The sequence below is a fragment of the Schaalia sp. HMT-172 genome, assembly GCF_030644365.1.
Taxonomy (GTDB): domain Bacteria; phylum Actinomycetota; class Actinomycetes; order Actinomycetales; family Actinomycetaceae; genus Pauljensenia.
The window spans coordinates 910,372-929,189 of record NZ_CP130058.1 but is presented as its reverse complement, the minus strand read 5'-3'; the positions used below and the strand labels follow the sequence as shown (position 1 = coordinate 929,189).

Genomic DNA, 18,818 nt, shown 5'->3' with positions numbered 1-18,818 from the left:
ATAGGTCGCGGGGTCTCGCGCGCGTCGCGGGCCGCACCCGCTCGTTGTATGGGACCAGTTCATCTTGCCACAGGGCCGCGCGCCCGGCAGGCGACGTCTCGCCACGCGCACGGCCGCGTCTGCGCCTGACCGGCCCCGGCCTCGTCCATGAGCGGCGGGAAGGCCGCGGCGGTGCGGGGACGCAGACGTGGGCGCACTCTGGGACAATGGGGGCATGAGCGCGACTTTGAACCAGATCCTGGACGACCTAGAGGACGCGGGGCAGCTGAGGGATGACGACGCCCTGTACGAGGCCTTCACCTCCTGGGCGCAGGGCACTGGGCGTCCGCTCTACCCCCACCAGGAGGAGGCCCTGGTGGAGATCCTGGCGGGCAACCACGTGATCGCGGCGACCCCCACGGGGTCGGGCAAGTCGATGATCGCGCTGGCCGCGCACTTCACGTCGATGGCACACGGAGGCCGCTCCTACTACACGGCGCCGCTCAAGGCCCTGGTGTCGGAGAAGTTCTTTGACCTGGTGTCCCTGTTCGGCGCGGATAACGTCGGCATGGTGACCGGCGACGTGTCTCTCAACGCCGACGCGCCCATCATCTGCTGCACGGCCGAGATTCTGGCGAATCAGTCGCTGCGTGAGGGGCCGACGCTGGACACGGACATGATCGTCATGGACGAGTTCCACTTCTACGGGGACCGTCAGCGCGGCTGGGCGTGGCAGGTGCCGCTCCTGGAGCTGAGGACCCCGCAGGTGGTGGCAATGAGCGCGACGCTGGGCGACACGACGCGTTTCGAGCGCGCGTGGAAGGAGCGCACCGGGCGCGACGTCTCCCTCATCGACGATGCGGAGCGTCCCGTGCCCCTCGAGTTCGAGTACGTCGTGGATCGCCTGCCCGATACGGTCGAGCGGCTGCTGGGCGAGGGCCGTTGGCCCGTCTACATCGTGCATTTCTCCCAGCGCGACGCGGTGGCGACCGCGCAGTCGTTTGACCGTTCGTCGCTGATTTCCCCCGAGCAGAAGAAGTTGATCGCCGCGCAGCTGGCGGGCGTGTCTTTTACGAAGGGATTCGGGCAGACCCTGAAGTCTCTGCTCACGCAGGGCATCGGCGTGCACCACGCGGGCATGCTGCCGCGCTACCGGCGCCTCGTCGAGCGCCTCACGCAGGCGGGCCTGCTGCCGATCGTGTGCGGCACGGACACTCTCGGCGTGGGCATCAACGTGCCGATCCGCACGGTGCTGATGACGTCGCTCGTGAAGTACGACGGGCGGCGCATGCGCCACGTGAGCGCGCGCGAGTTCCACCAGATCGCGGGGCGCGCGGGCCGCGCCGGCTTCGACACGGTCGGTTTCGTGCGCGTCCTGGCCCCCGAGCACGAGGTGGACGCCGCCCGTGAGCGCGCACGCCTGAGCGCCGCACAGGAGGCGGCCCGCGACGCGCGCGAGGCCAAGCGCGCCGCGAAGAAGTCGGCGAAGAAGCGCAAGGGCCCGGGCGAGGGCGAGATCTCGTGGACGCGCTCGACGTTCGAGCGCCTCGTCGACGCAGCCCCCGAGCAGCTCACCAGCCGCTTCGAGATGACGCACGCGATGGTCCTCAACGTGCTGGCCGGGGCTCCTGCGGCCGGGCGCGACCCGGGCGAGCACCTCGTGTGGCTGGCGCGCAACAACGATGATCCGCCCACGGATCGCAACCCGCACCTGCGCCGCCTGGGTGAGATCTACACGTCGATGAAGCAGGCGGGCGTCGTCGAGCACGTGTCTTCAGCGCAGGCCTCGGCCTCGGGTGAGCCTCGCCTGCGTGCGGCCACCGACCTGCCGGACGACTTCGCACTCAACCAGCCGCTCTCTCCCTTCGCGCTGGCGGCGCTCGAGCTGCTGGACCCCGAGTCCCCGACGTTCGCCCTGGACGTCGTCTCGGTCATTGAGTCGGTCCTGGAGGACCCGCGCCCGCTCCTGTTCGCGCAGGAGAAGGCGGCGCGCGCCGAGGCCGTGGCTGCGATGAAGGCGCAGGGCATGGAGTACGACGAGCGCATGGCCGCCCTGGAGGAGGTGACGTGGCCGCGCCCGCTGGCTGATCTGCTGGGGGACGCGTTCGCGGTGTACCTGCACGCGAACCCGTGGATCGAGGATCAGGAAATTTCCCCGAAGTCGGTCGTGCGCGAGATGATCGAGAACGCGCTGACGTTCACGGGGATCGTGGGCCGCTACGACGTGGGTCGTTCCGAGGGCATCGTGCTGCGCTACCTGACGGACGCGTACCGAGCGCTGCGCCAGATCGTGCCGGACGAGCTGATGACGGACGAGCTGCGGTCGATTATCGCCTGGCTGTCGGCGCTGATCCGCGCGGTCGACTCCTCGCTGCTGGACGAGTGGGAGGCCATGTCCACGGGTCAGGCCCTCCCCGCGTCCGATGGCGACGGCACGGAGGGCACGGAGCTGGCGTTTGGCGCGCGGGAGGACGGGACCGTTCCGTTCAGCGCGAACCGTCACGCGTTCCGCACGGCGATCCGCTCGGCCCTGTTCGAGCGCGTGGAGGCGATGAGCCGCGACAACGTCGAGGCCTTGGCGCGCCTGGACGAGGCCTCGCGCACCCCGCTGGTTGCACCGTGGGGCGAGGACGAGTGGGACGCGGTGCTCGAGCGCTACTGGGCGGAGCACGAGTGGATCGGCATCGACCAGCGGGCGCGCGCCCTGTCACTGTGCTCCTTGAACGAGACCCCGACCCGCGAGGACGTACTGGAGCTGGCTCCCGCTACGGCTTCTTCCGATTTCGAGCGCGGCCAGGTGGCGCGCATCGAGGCGATCGCGGACGCGGTGGATGAGGCTGCGGCCGGCACCTTCTGGCTGGCCACGCAGACCCTGTTCGACCCGGAGGAGGACATGGACTGGCGCATCGTCGCCCTCGTGGACGTGCCGGCCTCGGACGAGGCTGGAAGGGTTGCCCTGGCGACGATCACCGTCGGGGCGAGGTAAGTCCCTCGCGCAGCTAGTCACAGAGTGGCTCACCTACACGACGGGCGGGGACAGTTGCATGACAACTAACCCACGGTTACCATGTCACCATCGAGAAAGGACATGGCATGGAAGCCGCAACAGTCGCCCAGTGGGCATTTTTCAACGAGGTCCCGATTCCCCAGGACGTCTCCAACATCCTGATTCCCGGCGAGCAGCCCTACGCGGCTTTCGCAACAACGCGAGACTCTGCAATCTTTACGTCGCAGCGCCTCATCGTGCGCGACGCGCAGGGAATCACCGGCCGCAAGGTCGAAATCTACTCACTGCCCTACAAGAACATCAACATGTGGTCGACCGAGAACGCCGGCACAATCGATATGACTGCCGAGGTCGAGCTCTGGACCCGCGCAGGCCATATCAAGATCAGCCTGGGCCGACACATCGACGTGCGCCGCATCGACACGCTCATCGCAAACTGCGTCCTGAACTCTCACTGAGAGTCGTCACCCTCAATATTGAACCCGCCCGCTTCGCGACAGCTCACAGCTGCGACGAGCGGGCGGGTTTCTCAGCGTCGGGAGGGCGAAACAGCGCTCTCAGTCGCTGCTGCGCACATCCTGCGTGCAATCCGCATGCGTCTTCGACGTGGGCTTCTCGCCGATTCCCTGCTGGAGCCGCACAAGGTATCCGTCGGGGTCCTGGATGAGGAACTGCCGGACACCGATCTCTACATCGCCCGCCCGGTACCACTTCTCTTCGGGTTCGACGAAGATCGGCCATCCTGCCTCTGTGATGCGCTGCAACGTGCCGTCCAGATTGTCGACCTGAACCTCGAAGTTGATACCGCGACCAAGGGGGAACTCAAGGGGACCTGTCGCCCACGTCCTACCCTGGTCGATCTGGTCGAGCATCAGGTGCGCCCTGCCCATAACGAGGTATCCGAATCCTTCTTCGGGACGCTCGTATCTCAGAGAGAAGCCAACGAGGTCGCACCAAAAACGGCGCGATGCCTCGTAATCGGTGACGGCAAGTTCTGGAACGAGATCGGGATTGGTAGTCATGGAATTACTCTAGTGCGTCCCAATGCGTCAGCGCCGGGACGCCTTGCGGATCAGCCAATCGGCGCCCGCGAAGAGCGCCATGAAAAGCAGGGCGCCGATCAGGATCGCCACGATGTTGATCGCAACCTGCGTATAGCCGATGCGCCACACGTTCACGAAGCCGTAGGGGTACTGGTGCGTGAAGGAGCCTCGCACGAGCGTGTACGCCACCCACGCGACCGGGATCAGCAGGGCGCGCCCCAGCGTCGCCCACGTGATGCCGCCGCGCGGTCCCGCGAGCGCTGCCGTGCCCACGAAGGCGGCGGGGACAACAATGTGCTGGAGCGGGTTGGTGACGAGCGCGTAGCCGGAGAGGACCTCGTAGGGGCCGATGAGCGTCGCGTAGACGATCGCGGTCACCGTGATCATCATGAGCGCGCACAGGTGCGTAGCCCTCCCCCACGCACCCACACGGCCCCGGCGCGCGACGAGGGTCGAGATGATCGCAACCATGATGTTGGACAGCTCGGTGAAGTAGGACAGGCAATTGATGAGGCGCTCGGGCGCGCCCGCCCAACCGTGGGCGGCACCCGCAAAGAGGCCCTCCTCGACGTAGGTCGGCGCAGCGTAGCCATCAAAGGCCGTAATGATAAGGGTGGCGGCGACGCCCACCCAGGCGAGGGCGGCAACCCCCCAGTAGGCGGCGCGCCCGCGGCGGCTTAGTTCAGTCATAGTCATCGTGTTTGATGATGACACAGCGGGAAAACTCAGTCACGGTAAGGGTGCAAGCATCCCACGACCCGGTCATGCGGCCCCAACGGGCCTCCCCGCATTCCTCCCCCACCCGGTGGCTCCGCACACACGCCCCCTCATTTCCGCATGCAATTCATTATTCGGATCTGCCTTGAGAGCTCAGAAACCGCATGATTTCAAGGGATCTCATTCAAAATCTGAAGGAGAGACAGGGGAATTGCATGCGAAATTTTGGGGGCGCGGGAGTATCGGTGGCTGGAACGAAGACCAGGCAGGAGCCTGGGACAACGACTGAAACAGGGCGAGGCCGGGGCTGCCCGCGCGGGCACATGCACACCGCGTAGGCCGGCGTCCACTCGAGCACCGGCACGTGTACGGAACGAGGCCAGTCAGACCTGGGCGAGGTCCGTGACCTCCGCGTTCGTCAGCTCGACGAGGTCGAGGGGGCTCAGCTCGACGCTGAGGCCTCGGCGCCCGCCCGAGACGATCATGGTCTCGTGGTCCAGGCACGCCGAGTCGATGAACAACCGGTGCGAGGTCGTCTGCCCGAGCGGACTGATTCCGCCCACGACGTAGCCGGTGCGGCGCTGTGCGACGGCCGGGTCGGCCATGGCGGCGCTCTTGGCCCCGGCGGCCTTGGCGATGAGCTTCATCGACAGGTGAGCCAGGGCGGGCACGCAGCCGACGACGAACTCGCCGGTGGGCTCCAGGCGCACCATGAGCGTCTTAAACGCTTGGGTCGGGTCGATGCCTAACTTTTCGACGGTTTCCTCGCCGAACGCCCGGGCGGCCGGGTCGTGCTCGTACTCGTGGACGGTATAAGCAACGCCGGCCGCTGTGAGCGCCTCGATGGCGCGGGTGGGACCACCGCCGTGATCCTTGCTGTGTTTACGAGCCATGACCCCAGTGTAGGACGCGTCAGATGATCGAGGCCGCGGGGTCGTTGACGACAACCTTGCCGAAGGGGAAGCAGGTGATCGGGATCATCTTGAGGTTCGCGATGGCCAGCGGGATGCCGACGATCGTGACGGCCTGCGCGGCGGCGGTGGTCACGTGACCGATGGCCAGCCACAGGCCCGCAACCAGGAACCACACGATATTCATGAGGGCCGATCCGGCACCCGCACTGGGCTGGTCGACGACGCGCTTACCGAAGGGCCACAGCACGTATCCGGCGATGCGGAAGCAGGCCACGCCCGCGGGGATCGTGACGATGAAGATGCAGGAGAAGAGTCCCGCGAGGAGGTATCCCAGGAAGAGCGGGAGCCCTCCGAAGAAGAACCAGATGATGTTGAGCAGGGTACGCATTGCGTGTCCTTTCGTTGATCTGTGAACATTCTAGTCTGCCACACCGCGCGTCTCGAATCCCCCTGAGTGGCCCCTGATTGGCCCCTGAAAGTATCTCCGCGCGTACCATGAACCCATGAGCATTCCCGAGGCCATCGCCGCTGCCCGCGACCGCATCGACCGCGCGATGTCCGCGTGCGGCCGCACGGATTCAGTGCACCTGGAGCTGGCGGTCAAGACACGCACGCCCGAGGAGTGCCGCACCGCCGCCGCTGCCCTGCGCGAGGCGGGCCTGCCGATCCTGCTGGGCCACAACCGCGTCCAGGAGGCGCGCGCAACGGTGGACGCGATCCGCGAGGTGCCCGGCGCGCGCATCCACCTGATCGGCCCCCTGCAGTCCAACAAGATCAACCAGGCGCTGGCCTGCGTGGACACGATCGAGTCGCTGGACTCCCCCGCCCTGGCCTCGAAAATCGACGCGCGCGCAACCGGCACGCTCCCCGTGTTCGTCGAGGTGAACGTCTCGGGCGAGGCCACGAAGCACGGCTGCGCCCCCTCCGACGTCGCCGCACTGATCGACGCGGTCGAGGCATCGGTCCACCTGCAGCTCGCGGGCTTCATGACGGTTGGCCTGAACTCCCCCGTCGAGGCCGACGTGCGCGCTGCCTACGCGCAGCTGCGCGCCATCAGGGACGAGGCCGCCGCGCGCCTGGGCGCCGAAGAGGCGGACCTGGCGCTGTCGATGGGCATGAGCCGCGACCTGGAGTGGGCGATCGCCGAGGGGGCGACGATCGTGCGCCTGGGAACGGCTGTTTTCGGCGCCCGCCGCCTCTGACAAGACCGCCCATCCACGCCCGCATCACACCTGTTAGGATCGACAGCATGATGAGCGTTCTTGCTGGACTATCAGCGTCGATCCTGGCACTCGCCCCGATCACCAACCCGATCGGTGGTCTCGCGGCGTTCGCAGGACTCACCGCCGGCAACACCCCGGCCGCTGTGCGCTCGCAGGCGTGGAAGACCGGCATCTATGTGTTCGCCATCCTCACCGTGTTCGCTGTCAGCGGCTCGCTCATCATGCGTTTTTTCGGCTTCGACCTACCCTCTCTGCAGATCGCGGGCGGCCTCGTCGTCGCACACTCGGGCTTCTCGATGCTGGAAAACAAGCGCCGCGCCACCCACGAGGAGGCTCAGCACGCGACGACCAAGCCGGACGTGTCCTTCTCCCCCATGGCGTTGCCTCTCATCGCGGGCCCGGGCTCAATCGGCGTCGTTATCGCGTTGGCTGCCCGCAACACGGCCATCGGATTCCACGTCGGCATCGTCCTCGGAATCGCAGTGACGGCCGCCATCATCGCGCTGCTGCTGCGCTACGGCACTCCCTGGATCGACAAGCTGGGCGCCACCGGCGTCGGCGCGATCGTGCGCATCATGGGCTTCCTGATCCTCGTCATCGGCGTCGAGCTCATCATCCACGGGGTGCGCGCACTCCAGCTCTTCTAAGCTCTCGCCCGCCCCGGCCTCGTCTCCCGGGACAAGCCGCGCACGATTTCTCGAGGACGCGACACGCTAACCGCGCTCGGACAGCAATGACACCGACAGGCGCCGATAGCGCTCACGGAGCCACGGACGCAGGTCGAGGCTCCTTCCCCTGACGTTGATGCTCGTGAGGCGAGTCGGTACCTCGACCATGTCCAGAGCCTCGCCGTACTCGGCGATCATGGAGCGGACAGCTTCTTCGATGACTTCTCGCTCAACGCGACACATATCGGCGATACTGCGGAAATCATCCAGACAGATATCCGCCGAGATCTCCTTGCCGCATAGCTTGAGCGCCATATCCTGGGGCCGATCAAAATAAACGGCCGTACACACCAGATCATAGGCAGGCGAGAGAACGCCGTTGCGACGATCCGGATACACCAGGCTCCAATTCTTCAGATGGGCATCATCGTTGCCACACAACATATTGAATACCGTCCGACGGACACACTCAACAAGCGACAGCAGGTCGTAATTCCGGTACGCGACCTTCATCACGTACTCGACCGAACTCTGATATTTCGACCGCTGAAATCCCGGCAGATTACCCGCCTGACAGAAATCCTCCATATGAACGCGGCCTTGATCGCTCCTGTCGAAGCGTGCAATGCTGAATGCGTGTTCCTCTTGTGTGACCCAATCGGAGGGCGCAATCTCAACGTTCTCCCGATGCACAACATCGAAGTCAGGAACCTCAATGTCACACGCCTTGGCGAGCGACATCACGTAGAACTCATTGTGGACAAGCGCGTCGTACTCACCCGGCGGAGGCAGCTTGACGATACGGTCTCCATACTCGCCGCTGCCTGGCAGCGTCAGGCGCTGATCACAGGACTTCATCGAAAACTTCAGGACATTACCAGCAATGGATGCACGAATCAGCGAATCCGCTGAGGACGACGCGAAATCACCGGATCGAACGGCATCATCCGACGAACCCGGGGTGGGATCCCCGATACGGGACACCGTGACAGCTCCCGGCAAATCATCGCCGAGCGCGCCAAGGATGCCCGGCTCGTTTTCCTCTCTCAGTCCATGCTGAGCACACACAATCGTTCGAAGCAACCCTTCAGGCAGGAGGTTAGAAAACCACAGCGGAAGAACCAACTGGCCTTTCACGCTTGTTTCACGGCGCATCCCATTCTCAAACCAGAAGCCAAGAACAGGCCGATCCACGCGCCAGTAGTACTCGTCGATGAAACGAAAAGAGCTCTTGGACGCATAGCATGAAATTGTGCCAACTTCGATGCCATGCAAGCTGACACGAAACTCAGCTTCGGGAAAATAGCGCGACATCTGCGTTCCTTTCACGACAACTCTACGGGCGCGAACGACACGTAATCCCATGCCATCATCGAATCGAAGAACTCATTCACCCGCGCGGAGACCACTTCCTCACGCCGACTGATCAACATCTCCGGATCCATCTGAGGTTCGCTCTCTTCTGTCCCCTCGGGAAGCATGAGCATGTCCGCATGCGCAGTCATAAATACCCGCAACGCATCCTCATCCTCCCTCGCTTCCTCATTAACCAGCAAAATTCTATTGGCGAGCGATGAATAGCGGCCGCCACTGTCCACACCCATGCGGTCATATCCGACGTAATCTACGAGGAGATCAGCCGCGCTGCCGTAGTCTCCAACGAGCGAATCGAACAAGGCTGTCAGAGCTTGCCCGGTGCAGTCCTCCGAACGCATGTAATGAGACCACATGGCACACACACATGCCTTCGCGTCCGAACGGTTCATTCTCGCAGTCGGGATCGCGATGCGATCTGCCGTCACTCTCTCACCGACGCTTTCCAGTAGCTCCTGAACAGAATCCGATTCGTCGCCACGCCGCACGCTCTTCAGGAAAGTCCGCGTCTGGACGTTCCCGCTACTGATAGTGCCCTCAATGGTCTTGACAATGGTCCGCCACACCCACCGCTTCAACAGCTCTTTGTTACGCCTCTTCGGCTCGGGGAACAACGCGAAGAACCGCGACACCACCACCAGAATCGCGCTGTACGGCAGTAACGTAACATGTGGAATACAACAATTGTCTTGGAGGAATCGCGTCGCTCGCTTCAAGACGAGCTCCGTCTGGGCGTACGCTTCGTCGCGGTCCTCATCCGGGAAATCGGAGTATCTACGTCGTTCATCCCCAAATTCATCGCGTCCATCGCGCATATAGTCTGGGTACCGACGCGCCTTCAACACATTGAGCACTTGATCTTCCGACAGTAAACCAAAGTTCGTTGAGCGAGCCACAGCATCCGAAATCGAGCGCAGAGTACGCCCATCGGATACGGAGCTGTTGAGCGCTTCAAACACCTCGGAAGACTTGAGCTTCTTACCGCTCTGATTAATGCGATCAAAGATGACGCGGAGCTTATCCTCGTCTGCTCCCTCCAGCACGGTGGCCGGAACGCTCACGGCGTTAAAGGTATTGAATGCCTCCTGGTAACGACCGCGCAGCGCTTGGAATTCGGTGTTCTCCTCGAACCACTGCCAGGCGCTCTCAAAGTCGAAGAGACGAAAGAGCGGCATGACGGCACGGGAATGACGCCCCAGGGTTGAAACAACGCAGGAATTCTCCAGATCGTACCCCACCGCAAAGCGACGATCTCCTACGCTGCGTGCGTCCATCGCGTTGACAATACTCGTCACGCGTTGCTGACCGTCGACGAGCCATAGTGCGTCCGGGCGCCCAGGGGCGTCGATATCGATGGAACCCACAGTGACCCGCTGCGCCGGGGCCTCACGTTTCCACATGAGCAGGTTCCCGATCGGATACCCCTGGTGCAAGGAATCAAAGAGGGCCACGACGTCTTGGTTCGTCCATCGGAAGGAGCGTTGAAAGTCGGGGATTCGTACGCGCCCCGTCGCCACCAGGTCACGCAACTCAGAGAGCCTGAAGGTTTCGTGTTTCGGCTGCATCGCTTCGCTCGACATGCGTCCATGTTACTCCGACACCGATGCTCGGACGCTGTCACGCGCGCGGATAAGTGAAAGCCCGCCCCGGCCTCGTCAATGAACGAGGGCCGAAGCGGGCCCGGGAACGCCCGGCTCGCGCCGAGCCAGACATCCGTACTCAGGGGATGCGGTGCACCCACTCCTCGCGCGCGAACTTCGTCTCGCAGCGCTCGCGCGCGACCTCGAGGTCCGCCTCGGTGATGGTGCCGACGCTCGCGTTGTACTTCTCCTTGAAGTGGTCGAAGAACACCTGCAGGATCTCCTCGCGGGGAAGGCCGGTCTGGGAGCGCATGGGGTCCACGCGCTTGACGGCGCTGCGGGTGCCCTTGTCGCGGATCTTCTCCATGCCGATGCGCAGGACCTCGTTCATCTTGATGGCGTCGATGTCGTAGGCCATGGTCACGTGGTGAACCATGTAGCCATTCGCCCAGCGCTTCTGCGCGGCGCCGCCGATCTTGCCGTACTCGGAGGCGATGTCGTTGAGCGGCACGTACTTGGCTTTGATGCCCAGCTTGTCCAGGACCTCCATGACCCACTGATCCAGGTACGGGTATGCCTGCTCGAAGCTCATTCCCTCCACGAGGGCGGTGGGGATGACGAGCGAGTAGGTGATGCAGTTGCCGGGCTCCATGAACATGGCGCCGCCGCCGGTGACGCGCCGCGACACGGTGATGCCGTATCGATCCACGCCGTCCTGTTGGATTTCGTTCTGGTAGGACTGGAAGGAGCCGATGACGACCTGGGGGCCGTTCCACTCCCACAGGCGCATGAAGGGCTTGCGGCGCCCCGCGGCCACGTCTTCGACCAGGGTTTCGTCCATGGCGACGTTGATCATCGGGTCGACGACGGGGCCGTGGATGACGTCGAAGTCGATGTCGTCCCACGACAGGGCGGCGCCCAGCGCGCGGCGCACGGCGATGCCAATGGCCTCGGGGGTCACCCCCATGAGGGTGTCGCCCTCGTGGAGGGCGACCTCGACGCGCGCGGCCAGGTCCTTCGCGCTCGACGAGGCCGGGGCCCCTTCGAGGGACGCGGTGATCCGGGTGAGCGCGTCGTCGGGGTCGAGGAAGAAGTCTCCCGACACGCTCACGCGCGCGAGGCGATCCTCCTCCACGTCGGTGTCGACGACGACGAGCTTTCCTCCGGGGACTTTGTACTCTCCATGCATGCCCACGATTGTAGGCGCCCCACTCACGCCCAGTCGGGCAGGACGCGCACGCCGCCCTTGTCGGCGGAGGCGGCGAGCATACCGTAGACGCGCAGGGCGTCGGAGACCTGGCGGGGGCGAGGCTTGGAAGGCTTCCAGGGCGCTGCGCCCTTCTCGGCGCGGCGGCGCTCGAGCTCCTCGTCGCTCACGTTCGCGCGCAGGACGCGGTTGTTGACGTCGATTTCGATCTCGTCGCCGGTGCGCACGAGGCCGATCGCGCCGCCGGCCGCGGCCTCGGGCGAGATGTGACCGATGGAAATGCCGGACGTGCCGCCGGAGAAGCGGCCGTCAGTGATGAGCGCGCACTTCTTGCCCAGGCCCAGGCCCTTGAGGTAGGAGGTCGGGTAGAGCATTTCCTGCATGCCGGGGCCGCCCTTGGGGCCCTCGTACAAGATGACGACGACGTCGCCTTCGGTGACTTGCTTGCTGAGGATGGCCTCGACGGCTTCTTCCTGGGATTCGACGACGAAGGCCTTGCCGACGAAGTGGAAGAGGGACTCGTCGATGCCGGCGGACTTGATGATCGCGCCGTTGGCGGCGATGTTGCCGTAGAGGACGGCCAGGCCGCCGTCCTTCGTGTAGGCGTGGTCGACGGAGCGGATGCAGCCGGAGACAGAGTCGGTGTCGAGGGACTCGAAGAGGTTGGCGGTCGAGAAGGCCTGGGTGGTGCGCACGCCGCCGGGGGCGGCGAGGAAGCGATGCTTGGCCTCGTCGGTGGCACTCCCGCTGCGCACGTCCCACGCGCCCAGCCAGTTCTCCAGGTTGTCGGAGTGGACGGAGTGGACGTCGCGGTGGAGCAGGCCGGCGCGGTCGAGCTCGCCGAGGAGGGCGGGGATGCCGCCGGCGCGGTGGACGTGCTCGATGTGGTAGGTCGTGGAGTTGGGGGCGACCTTGCACAGGCAGGGCACGCGGCGCGAGATCGCGTCGATGTCGTCGAGCGTGAAGTCGACGCCGGCCTCGTTGGCGATGGCAAGGATGTGCAGGACGGTGTTGGTGGAGCCTCCCATGGCTACGTCCAGGCTCATGGCGTTCTCGAAGGCGGCCTTGGTGGCGATGGAGCGCGGCAGGACGGAGTCGTCTTCGTTGTCGTAGTAGGCGCGGCACATGTCGACGATGCGCGTGCCGGCCTCGGTGAAGAGCTTCTTGCGTTCGATCTGGGTGGCCAGGGTGGTGCCGTTGCCGGGCAGGGCCAGGCCGATGGCCTCGTTGAGGCAGTTCATGGAGTTCGCGGTGAACATGCCGGCGCAGGAGCCGCAGGTGGGGCACGCGTTGGCTTCGATGCTGGCCAGCTGGTTGTCACTGACGGAGTCGTCGACGGCCATGACCATGGCGTCGATGAGGTCGAGGCGGTGCTCGACGACGCCGTCGACGGCGGCGCCGGATTCCATGGGGCCGCCGGAGACGAAGATGGTGGGGATGTTCAGGCGCATGGCGGCCAGGAGCATGCCGGGGGTGATCTTGTCGCAGTTGGAGATGCACACGAGGGCGTCGGCGCGGTGCGCGTTCACCATGGTTTCGACGCAGTCGGCGATGAGGTCGCGGCTGGGCAGGGAGTAGAGCATGCCGTCGTGGCCCATGGCGATGCCGTCGTCGACGGCGATGGTGTTGAATTCCTTGGCGACGCCGCCGGCCGCTTCGATGGCTCCGGCGACGAGGTCGCCCATGTTCTTCAGGTGCACGTGGCCGGGGACGAACTGGGTGTAGGAGTTGGCGATGGCGATGATCGGCTTGCCGAAGTCGCCGTCCGTCATGCCGGTGGCGCGCCACAGGGCGCGTGCTCCGGCCATGTTGCGGCCCTGGGTGGATGTTGCCGAGCGCAGCGGGCGACTCATGATGTGCCTTTCTTTTGCCTTGTAATGACTCCACCCTAGGAGCGTGAGCGCTGCGTTTCCGTGCGGGTTTCGTCTCATGGACGAGGCCGGGGCTCAGGTCGGCTGGTTTTCGCGCGGTATGTCGGGGGCTGTGGTGGGCGTGGCGCCGTGTCAGTGGGTGGACGCTTGTGGGCGCGTTTGCAAGGAAAACGCAAGGGGCGCGTGCGTGAATTAGTGCCGTATCGAGAGAGTGGTTGATCGCATTGGCCACGCTTCGGACATTCGGCCTCGTTCTCGACGCGCGAAACGTAGGCTGGGTGCACAGATTAGAGAAAGGACTGCGATGACCATTCGCACCACTCATGTTGGTTCCCTGCCCCGTACCCCCGAGCTGCTCAAGGCGAACGCCGCGCACCGCGCGGGCGAGCTGAGCGACGCTGATTTCACCAGCGTGCTGCAGACCGAGGTTGATGGAGTTGTGAAGCGTCAGGCTGAAATTGGCCTGGATATCGTCAACGATGGCGAGTACGGCCACGCGATGCTCGACACGGTTGATTACGGCGCATGGTGGACGTACTCCTTCTCGCGTTTCGGCGGTCTGTCGTTCGAGAACTCGGGTGGCTTTGAGCTGCGTCCCCCGGCCGGCCGCGATGGTCGCCTGGCTTTCTCGTCGTTCGCTGAGCGCCGCGACTGGCAGCGTTTCGCGGACGCGTACGGTGACCCGGAGTCGGGTATTCAGATCGTGAGCGACAACAAGGTCGTGTTCCCGGCGATCGTGGATGAGCTCACCTACATCGGCGCCGAGGCCGTGGAGCGCGATATCGCGGGCACGAAGCACGCGCTGGAGGCTGTCGGCAAGCCCGTGTCGGATGGTTTCGTGGCGGCGATTTCGCCGGGTTCGGCGGCTCGCGTGGCTAACGCGTTCTACGAGGACGACGAGGCCGTGGTGTGGGCGTGCGCGGATGTGCTGCGCGAGGAGTACAAGCGCATTACGGACGCGGGCCTGACGGTGCAGATTGACGCGCCGGATATCGCGGAGGGCTGGGATCAGATGAACCCGGAGCCCTCCGTTGAGGATTACCGCGCGTTCTCGCGCGTGCGTATTGACGCGCTGAACCACGCGCTGGAGGGCATCGACCCGTCTCTGGTGCGTTTCCACGTGTGCTGGGGTTCGTGGCACGGCCCGCACACGACGGATATCCCGTTCAAGGACATCGTGGATCTGGCCCTACTCGTGAATGCGAACGGCCTGACGTTCGAGGCGGCGAACGCTCGCCACGCGCACGAGTGGACGATCTGGCGCGATATCGAACTACCTGAGGGCAAGTACCTGATCCCGGGCGTGGTGTCGCATTCGACGAACGTTGTGGAGCACCCGGAGCTTGTGGCTCAGCGTATCCGCCAGTTCGCGGACATTGTGGGCGACGAGCGTGTCGTGGCGTCGACGGACTGTGGCCTGGGCGGCCGCATCTACCCGTCGATTGCGTGGGCGAAGCTGGAGGCTCTTGCCGAGGGCGCTCGTCTCGCATCGAAGTGATCGCCTGATTGCTGGCCTGGGGCGCGCGGGGTGGATGAGTATCCACCCCGCGCGCTTTTCCCAGTGTTTTCTCAGCCAAAGCTCCCTGTTTTTTGAGCTTGGCGTCACACAATGAATGGTGTGTTGCAGCCCCCGTTTCCGGGTCGGCTCGCCGCGGTGGGGATCGCACGCCGCGTCGGGTTCCGGGATTGGGGGCTGCGGCGCGTCTGGAGTATCTTGACACCCACGTTTTAACTCGCTTCTCCGTAATGCGAGTTACGGAGCAAATGCCTTTGTTATTCTGGAAGTAAGCACCCATTGTCGAGGCTGTTCGAGGGAGAACATCATGGGAGCAAACACCAGGGAGGGCACGTACTCCATCCGTTCGCGCGTTGGTTTGGTCGCTGCCGCTCTTGTCATCGTCGCCACGGCCTGTGGCTGCCAACAGACCACGCCCGCGGCGGAGGGGCCGTGGGCGGCCGACATCGAGCAGGCGCGCAGTGAGTGGGCGTCCAACGAATTCGTCCAATCTGTCCTCGCTGACTCTTCCATCAGCGAGGCAGAACTCCAGGACATGCGTCAGCGCGTGCTGAGCTGCCTGACAGACAAGGGCGTCACCGGCGCATCGTTTGGCCCGAGCGGCGACCTGAGCGTCCCCGATCAGCCGGTCGGCTCCTCCATATCTGAGGAACAGCAACAAGAATTCGTCCAAGCCTGTTCCATCGAAGCCGGTCAGCCGATCATCGAGGCGCTCGAGTTCGACATGCGAGTCAACCCGGATCACCGGGATATCAACGAGCTGTTTACGCAGTGTTTGATCCGTAATAAGGCGGTTGAGCCGTCCTTCACGGCCCAAGAGCTCGCGCGCGCTCGCGAGAGCGGAACGCCTCTCGACAGCGCACTGCCTTTCATCGACCCATCCCAGGGTCCCGACATTTTGCACCGATGCCTCGAGGACCCCAGCAAATGACCACAACCACCCTCAGGAGTTGAGATGGCATCTTCTCGCCGCTGGCTCGCCCTCACCGCGTTTGTCGCTCTCATCGCCGGTGCGGGTGGGGTCAGCGCGGGTATCCTCATTGCCTCGCCGCCCACCCCGGCCTCGTTGGCATCGTCATCTGCTCCATCGACGGTCCCCGTCACCACCCGCGAATTCACCGATACACGCTCCCTCACCCTCACGATTCCCCCGGCCTCGCCTCACGAACTTACCTCCCCCATCGCCGGGCGCATCACGGCCCTCCAGGCAGCACCGGGAACTCCCATCACGTCAGGTTCCATTCCCTGCGAGATTGATGGCCTTCCCCTTCTTGCCCTAGCACTCGCCACCCCGCTCTATCAGGACGTGGTGGACGGAGCCGCGGGACCCGATATCGGTGCCCTGAACGCTGAACTTGCACGGCTCGGATATGCGGCTCCCGCAGAATCTCAGCGGGTCACGCCCTCCACGCGAGCGGCCCTGGCCTCGGCGATGGGCGTGAGCGACGGAGCTGGAGGTGTCCCCTCCCGTATCGAGGCCTCTCACATCCTGTGGATTCCCGCGCCGACCGTCACCCCCTCGTCGGTTCCCGTTCGCCTGGGTGACAGCGTCGATACGAGCACTGTTCTCCTCGCCCTTGAGGACTCCCGCGACGCCTTGCGCCTCTCCGTCCCACCGGACGCGTATCCCGAGGACCACGTCATCACCCTGGGGGACACGGACTACCCGGTTCCCGCTGACGGCGTCATCACCGACCCCACCCTGACAGCGACGATCCTGTCCTCGCGCGAATACACGGACTTCGTCCGCTCCGCCCCGAGCGGCGATGGACCCGTTCAGCTGCCCGTCTCCTGGAAGCTTGCCTCCCCCATCACCGTCACGGTCGTCCCGCCGGCCTCAGTGATCGGAGACGCGACGAACGCGTGCGTCTTTGCAAGCGGCACGCCGATCCCCGTCTCTATCGTTTCTTCCCAGCTTGGCCGAACCTACGTCCTGCCAACGACCCCGATCTCCGCCGTCGACTCCGCCGTCGAGGGACGCTCATGTCCGTCGAGCTAGACAACGTCGGTCACAAGTTCACCGCAAGCCCGTGGCTCTTTCGCCATCTGAGCGCCCGCTGCGAGGACGGTGCCCTCACCGCCATCATCGGCCCATCCGGTTCTGGCAAATCAACCCTGCTGTCGCTGATCGCGGGATGGGACGCTCCAGCTGAGGGAACGATCAGCGTCCCCCATCCGGCTGGTTCACAGAGCCCCCGTATTGCGTGGGTCTTCCAGAACCCGTTCGGCGTTCGCGCGCGCAGCGCGATTGACCACGTCGCGCTGCCCCTGCTGGCCCGTGGCATGAGCCGAGCGCAGGCCGATGTCGAGGCGAACCGGCTCCTTGATGCTTTCAACCTGGCGCATCTCGCGGAGCGCTCTTTTCGGGATCTGTCGGGCGGCGAGGCTCAGCGTGTGCTCCTCGCGCGCGGGCTCGCATGCTCCCCCACCCTGCTCCTCGTCGATGAACCGACCGCGCAGCTTGATCAGTCCACGGCTCGTGACATTGCCTCCACGCTCGGCTCACTGCGCGAGGACGGGGTGAGCGTCGTGATCGCGACGCACGATCCGTCGATTCGCGCGCAGTGCGACGCCGTCATTGACCTCGCCCGTTTCCAGGATGAGGAGGGAGCGCAATGAGCACACTCTCGTGGCGCGCACTCCTGTCCGAGGCCTGGAGGGACTGCCTGAGCGGGACAGCTCGCGTCGGGATTCTGACCATCCTGGCCACCGCCCTGGTCGGAGGCGCGATCTGCGCCGATGCGTTCTCGCTTCGTTCCCTCAGCGCTGAGGCGGCCTCGTTTCGCGCCCACCTGGGATCGGTACGCGTCCTCCAATCGCAAGGCGGCATCGACGGAGCCACTTGCGATGCACTGTCGCGAATCCCCGGGGTGCGTGCAGGAGCCGTTCGCTCGGTCGAATCCGGCTTGTCCCCGCTCGCCCTTCCGGCCTCGTCGCTGCCCCTGTACGAGGTCACGCCTGGAACCGTCTCTCTCCTGGGGACAACAACGGCCGATCCGACGGGAATTCTGCTCCCTGAGCAGGTAGCCGAGGACCTCGGCACCACTCAAGGAGCCCTTCTCCCCCTCGCACACGGGCAGGCCGAGGTCGCGGGCACCTACCCGTGGGACGAGAACGACGGGCGTCGTCCCGGCTACGCCTACGCGGCTCTCGCCCCCGTACCCGCGACGGGGACCTTCGATGAGTGCTGGTACGAATCCTGGCCGCACAGCGACGACGTCGATGCCCTGGTGCGCTCAACCCTCGTTGGAAGCGACGACCAGAACACCCAGGTCCTGGCCATGAACCCTTCGCGCGGGACGACCTTCGACGCGGCGGGGCGACTGCAATATAGGCCGACCTGGTGGGCGTGGATCGCCGCGAGCGCAATCGGTATCGTGCTAGGGGCCGCTGCCACGTGGTGGCGTCGCCTCGAGATCGCCTCGGCGCTGCACGCTGGGCTCCGCACGTCGGATACGACGGTCCTCCAGCTGTTCGAGGCTGTGGCATGGGTGGGCGGCGCATTCGTCCTCACCTCCGGCATATGTCTCACGATCCTCAGCGGAGCGGCGCCCGGGGATCGCTCCGATCTCATGCGTTTGGTCGCAACCGAGGGAGTCTGTGCCGCGTCGTGGACGCTCATCGGTGTCGTCATCACCTCCCTGATGATCCGCGAGCGCCAGTTGTTCGCTTTCTTCAAGGGCCGATAGGTGCCTGCGCGTGATCGCGACTACAATTGG

The 18,818-nt window shown here is 64.8% G+C and carries 17 protein-coding genes; 9 read left to right on the top strand and 8 right to left on the bottom strand.

All coding sequences use genetic code 11. From position 1 onward, the window contains the following. The first annotated feature begins 214 nt into the window (after positions 1–214). Positions 215–2,965: an RNA helicase gene (locus QU663_RS03800; protein ID WP_304990685.1), complete on the top strand. Its 2,751-nt coding sequence runs from the start codon at positions 215–217 to the stop codon at positions 2,963–2,965. A gap of 107 nt (positions 2,966–3,072) precedes the next feature. Further along, positions 3,073–3,444 (top strand): PH domain-containing protein, encoded by a 372-nt coding sequence (locus QU663_RS03795; protein ID WP_009055749.1) that lies wholly within the window; start codon positions 3,073–3,075, stop codon positions 3,442–3,444. Between the two features lie 99 nt (positions 3,445–3,543). Here QU663_RS03795 and QU663_RS03790 read toward each other — a convergent pair whose 3' ends face one another. The 4 genes from QU663_RS03790 to QU663_RS03775 form a co-directional block, all read right to left on the bottom strand. Further along, on the bottom strand, positions 3,544–4,008 hold the full coding sequence (locus QU663_RS03790) for a VOC family protein (RefSeq protein WP_021612051.1): 465 nt from the start codon (positions 4,006–4,008) through the stop codon (positions 3,544–3,546). Positions 4,009–4,035: 27 nt separating this feature from the next. Next, positions 4,036–4,719: a Pr6Pr family membrane protein gene (locus QU663_RS03785; RefSeq protein ID WP_034481506.1), complete on the bottom strand. Its 684-nt coding sequence runs from the start codon at positions 4,717–4,719 to the stop codon at positions 4,036–4,038. Between the two features lie 410 nt (positions 4,720–5,129). Then, positions 5,130–5,639: a Cys-tRNA(Pro) deacylase gene (ybaK, locus tag QU663_RS03780; RefSeq protein ID WP_021612054.1), complete on the bottom strand. Its 510-nt coding sequence runs from the start codon at positions 5,637–5,639 to the stop codon at positions 5,130–5,132. 19 nt (positions 5,640–5,658) lie between these two features. Further along, entirely contained in the window at positions 5,659–6,048 is a 390-nt protein-coding gene (locus QU663_RS03775) for a YccF domain-containing protein (RefSeq protein ID WP_021612055.1), read from the bottom strand. Positions 6,049–6,163: 115 nt separating this feature from the next. Here QU663_RS03775 and QU663_RS03770 point away from each other — a divergent pair, with 115 nt between their 5' ends. Further along, entirely contained in the window at positions 6,164–6,862 is a 699-nt protein-coding gene (locus tag QU663_RS03770) for a YggS family pyridoxal phosphate-dependent enzyme (RefSeq protein WP_021612056.1), read from the top strand. A 47-nt stretch (positions 6,863–6,909) separates the two neighbouring features. Next, positions 6,910–7,530, top strand: a complete 621-nt coding sequence (locus tag QU663_RS03765) for a MarC family protein (RefSeq protein ID WP_021612057.1) — start codon at positions 6,910–6,912, stop codon at positions 7,528–7,530. Between the two features lie 66 nt (positions 7,531–7,596). On the opposite strand, the gene QU663_RS03760 is transcribed toward QU663_RS03765, so the two are convergent. The 4 genes from QU663_RS03760 to ilvD form a co-directional block, all read right to left on the bottom strand. Continuing rightward, positions 7,597–8,865 carry a type II toxin-antitoxin system HipA family toxin gene (locus tag QU663_RS03760; RefSeq protein ID WP_021612058.1) on the bottom strand — a complete coding sequence of 423 codons (1,269 nt, stop codon included), beginning with the start codon at positions 8,863–8,865 and terminating at the stop codon, positions 7,597–7,599. Positions 8,866–8,876: 11 nt separating this feature from the next. After that, entirely contained in the window at positions 8,877–10,505 is a 1,629-nt protein-coding gene (locus QU663_RS03755) for a DUF262 domain-containing protein (protein WP_021612059.1), read from the bottom strand. 139 nt (positions 10,506–10,644) lie between these two features. Next, positions 10,645–11,694 (bottom strand): biotin/lipoate A/B protein ligase family protein, encoded by a 1,050-nt coding sequence (locus tag QU663_RS03750; RefSeq protein WP_021612060.1) that lies wholly within the window; start codon positions 11,692–11,694, stop codon positions 10,645–10,647. A 23-nt stretch (positions 11,695–11,717) separates the two neighbouring features. Continuing rightward, the gene (gene ilvD, locus QU663_RS03745; protein ID WP_034481509.1) at positions 11,718–13,565 is read right to left on the bottom strand and encodes a dihydroxy-acid dehydratase; all 1,848 of its coding nucleotides are present in this window, start codon (positions 13,563–13,565) and stop codon (positions 11,718–11,720) included. A gap of 322 nt (positions 13,566–13,887) precedes the next feature. On the opposite strand from ilvD, the gene QU663_RS03740 reads away from it, so the two are divergent. From QU663_RS03740 to QU663_RS03720, 5 genes are all read left to right on the top strand, one after another. Beyond that, positions 13,888–15,081 (top strand): cobalamin-independent methionine synthase II family protein, encoded by a 1,194-nt coding sequence (locus QU663_RS03740; protein ID WP_021612063.1) that lies wholly within the window; start codon positions 13,888–13,890, stop codon positions 15,079–15,081. 325 nt (positions 15,082–15,406) lie between these two features. Then, on the top strand, positions 15,407–16,030 hold the full coding sequence (locus QU663_RS03735; RefSeq protein ID WP_021612064.1) for a hypothetical protein: 624 nt from the start codon (positions 15,407–15,409) through the stop codon (positions 16,028–16,030). 24 nt (positions 16,031–16,054) lie between these two features. Next, positions 16,055–17,098 carry a hypothetical protein gene (locus QU663_RS03730; RefSeq protein WP_021612065.1) on the top strand — a complete coding sequence of 348 codons (1,044 nt, stop codon included), beginning with the start codon at positions 16,055–16,057 and terminating at the stop codon, positions 17,096–17,098. Continuing rightward, entirely contained in the window at positions 17,083–17,718 is a 636-nt protein-coding gene (locus QU663_RS03725; protein WP_021612066.1) for an ABC transporter ATP-binding protein, read from the top strand. The genes QU663_RS03730 and QU663_RS03725 overlap by 16 nt, the downstream gene beginning before the upstream one ends. After that, positions 17,715–18,788 (top strand): hypothetical protein, encoded by a 1,074-nt coding sequence (locus tag QU663_RS03720; protein ID WP_021612067.1) that lies wholly within the window; start codon positions 17,715–17,717, stop codon positions 18,786–18,788. The genes QU663_RS03725 and QU663_RS03720 overlap by 4 nt, the downstream gene beginning before the upstream one ends. Positions 18,789–18,818 lie beyond the last annotated feature (30 nt).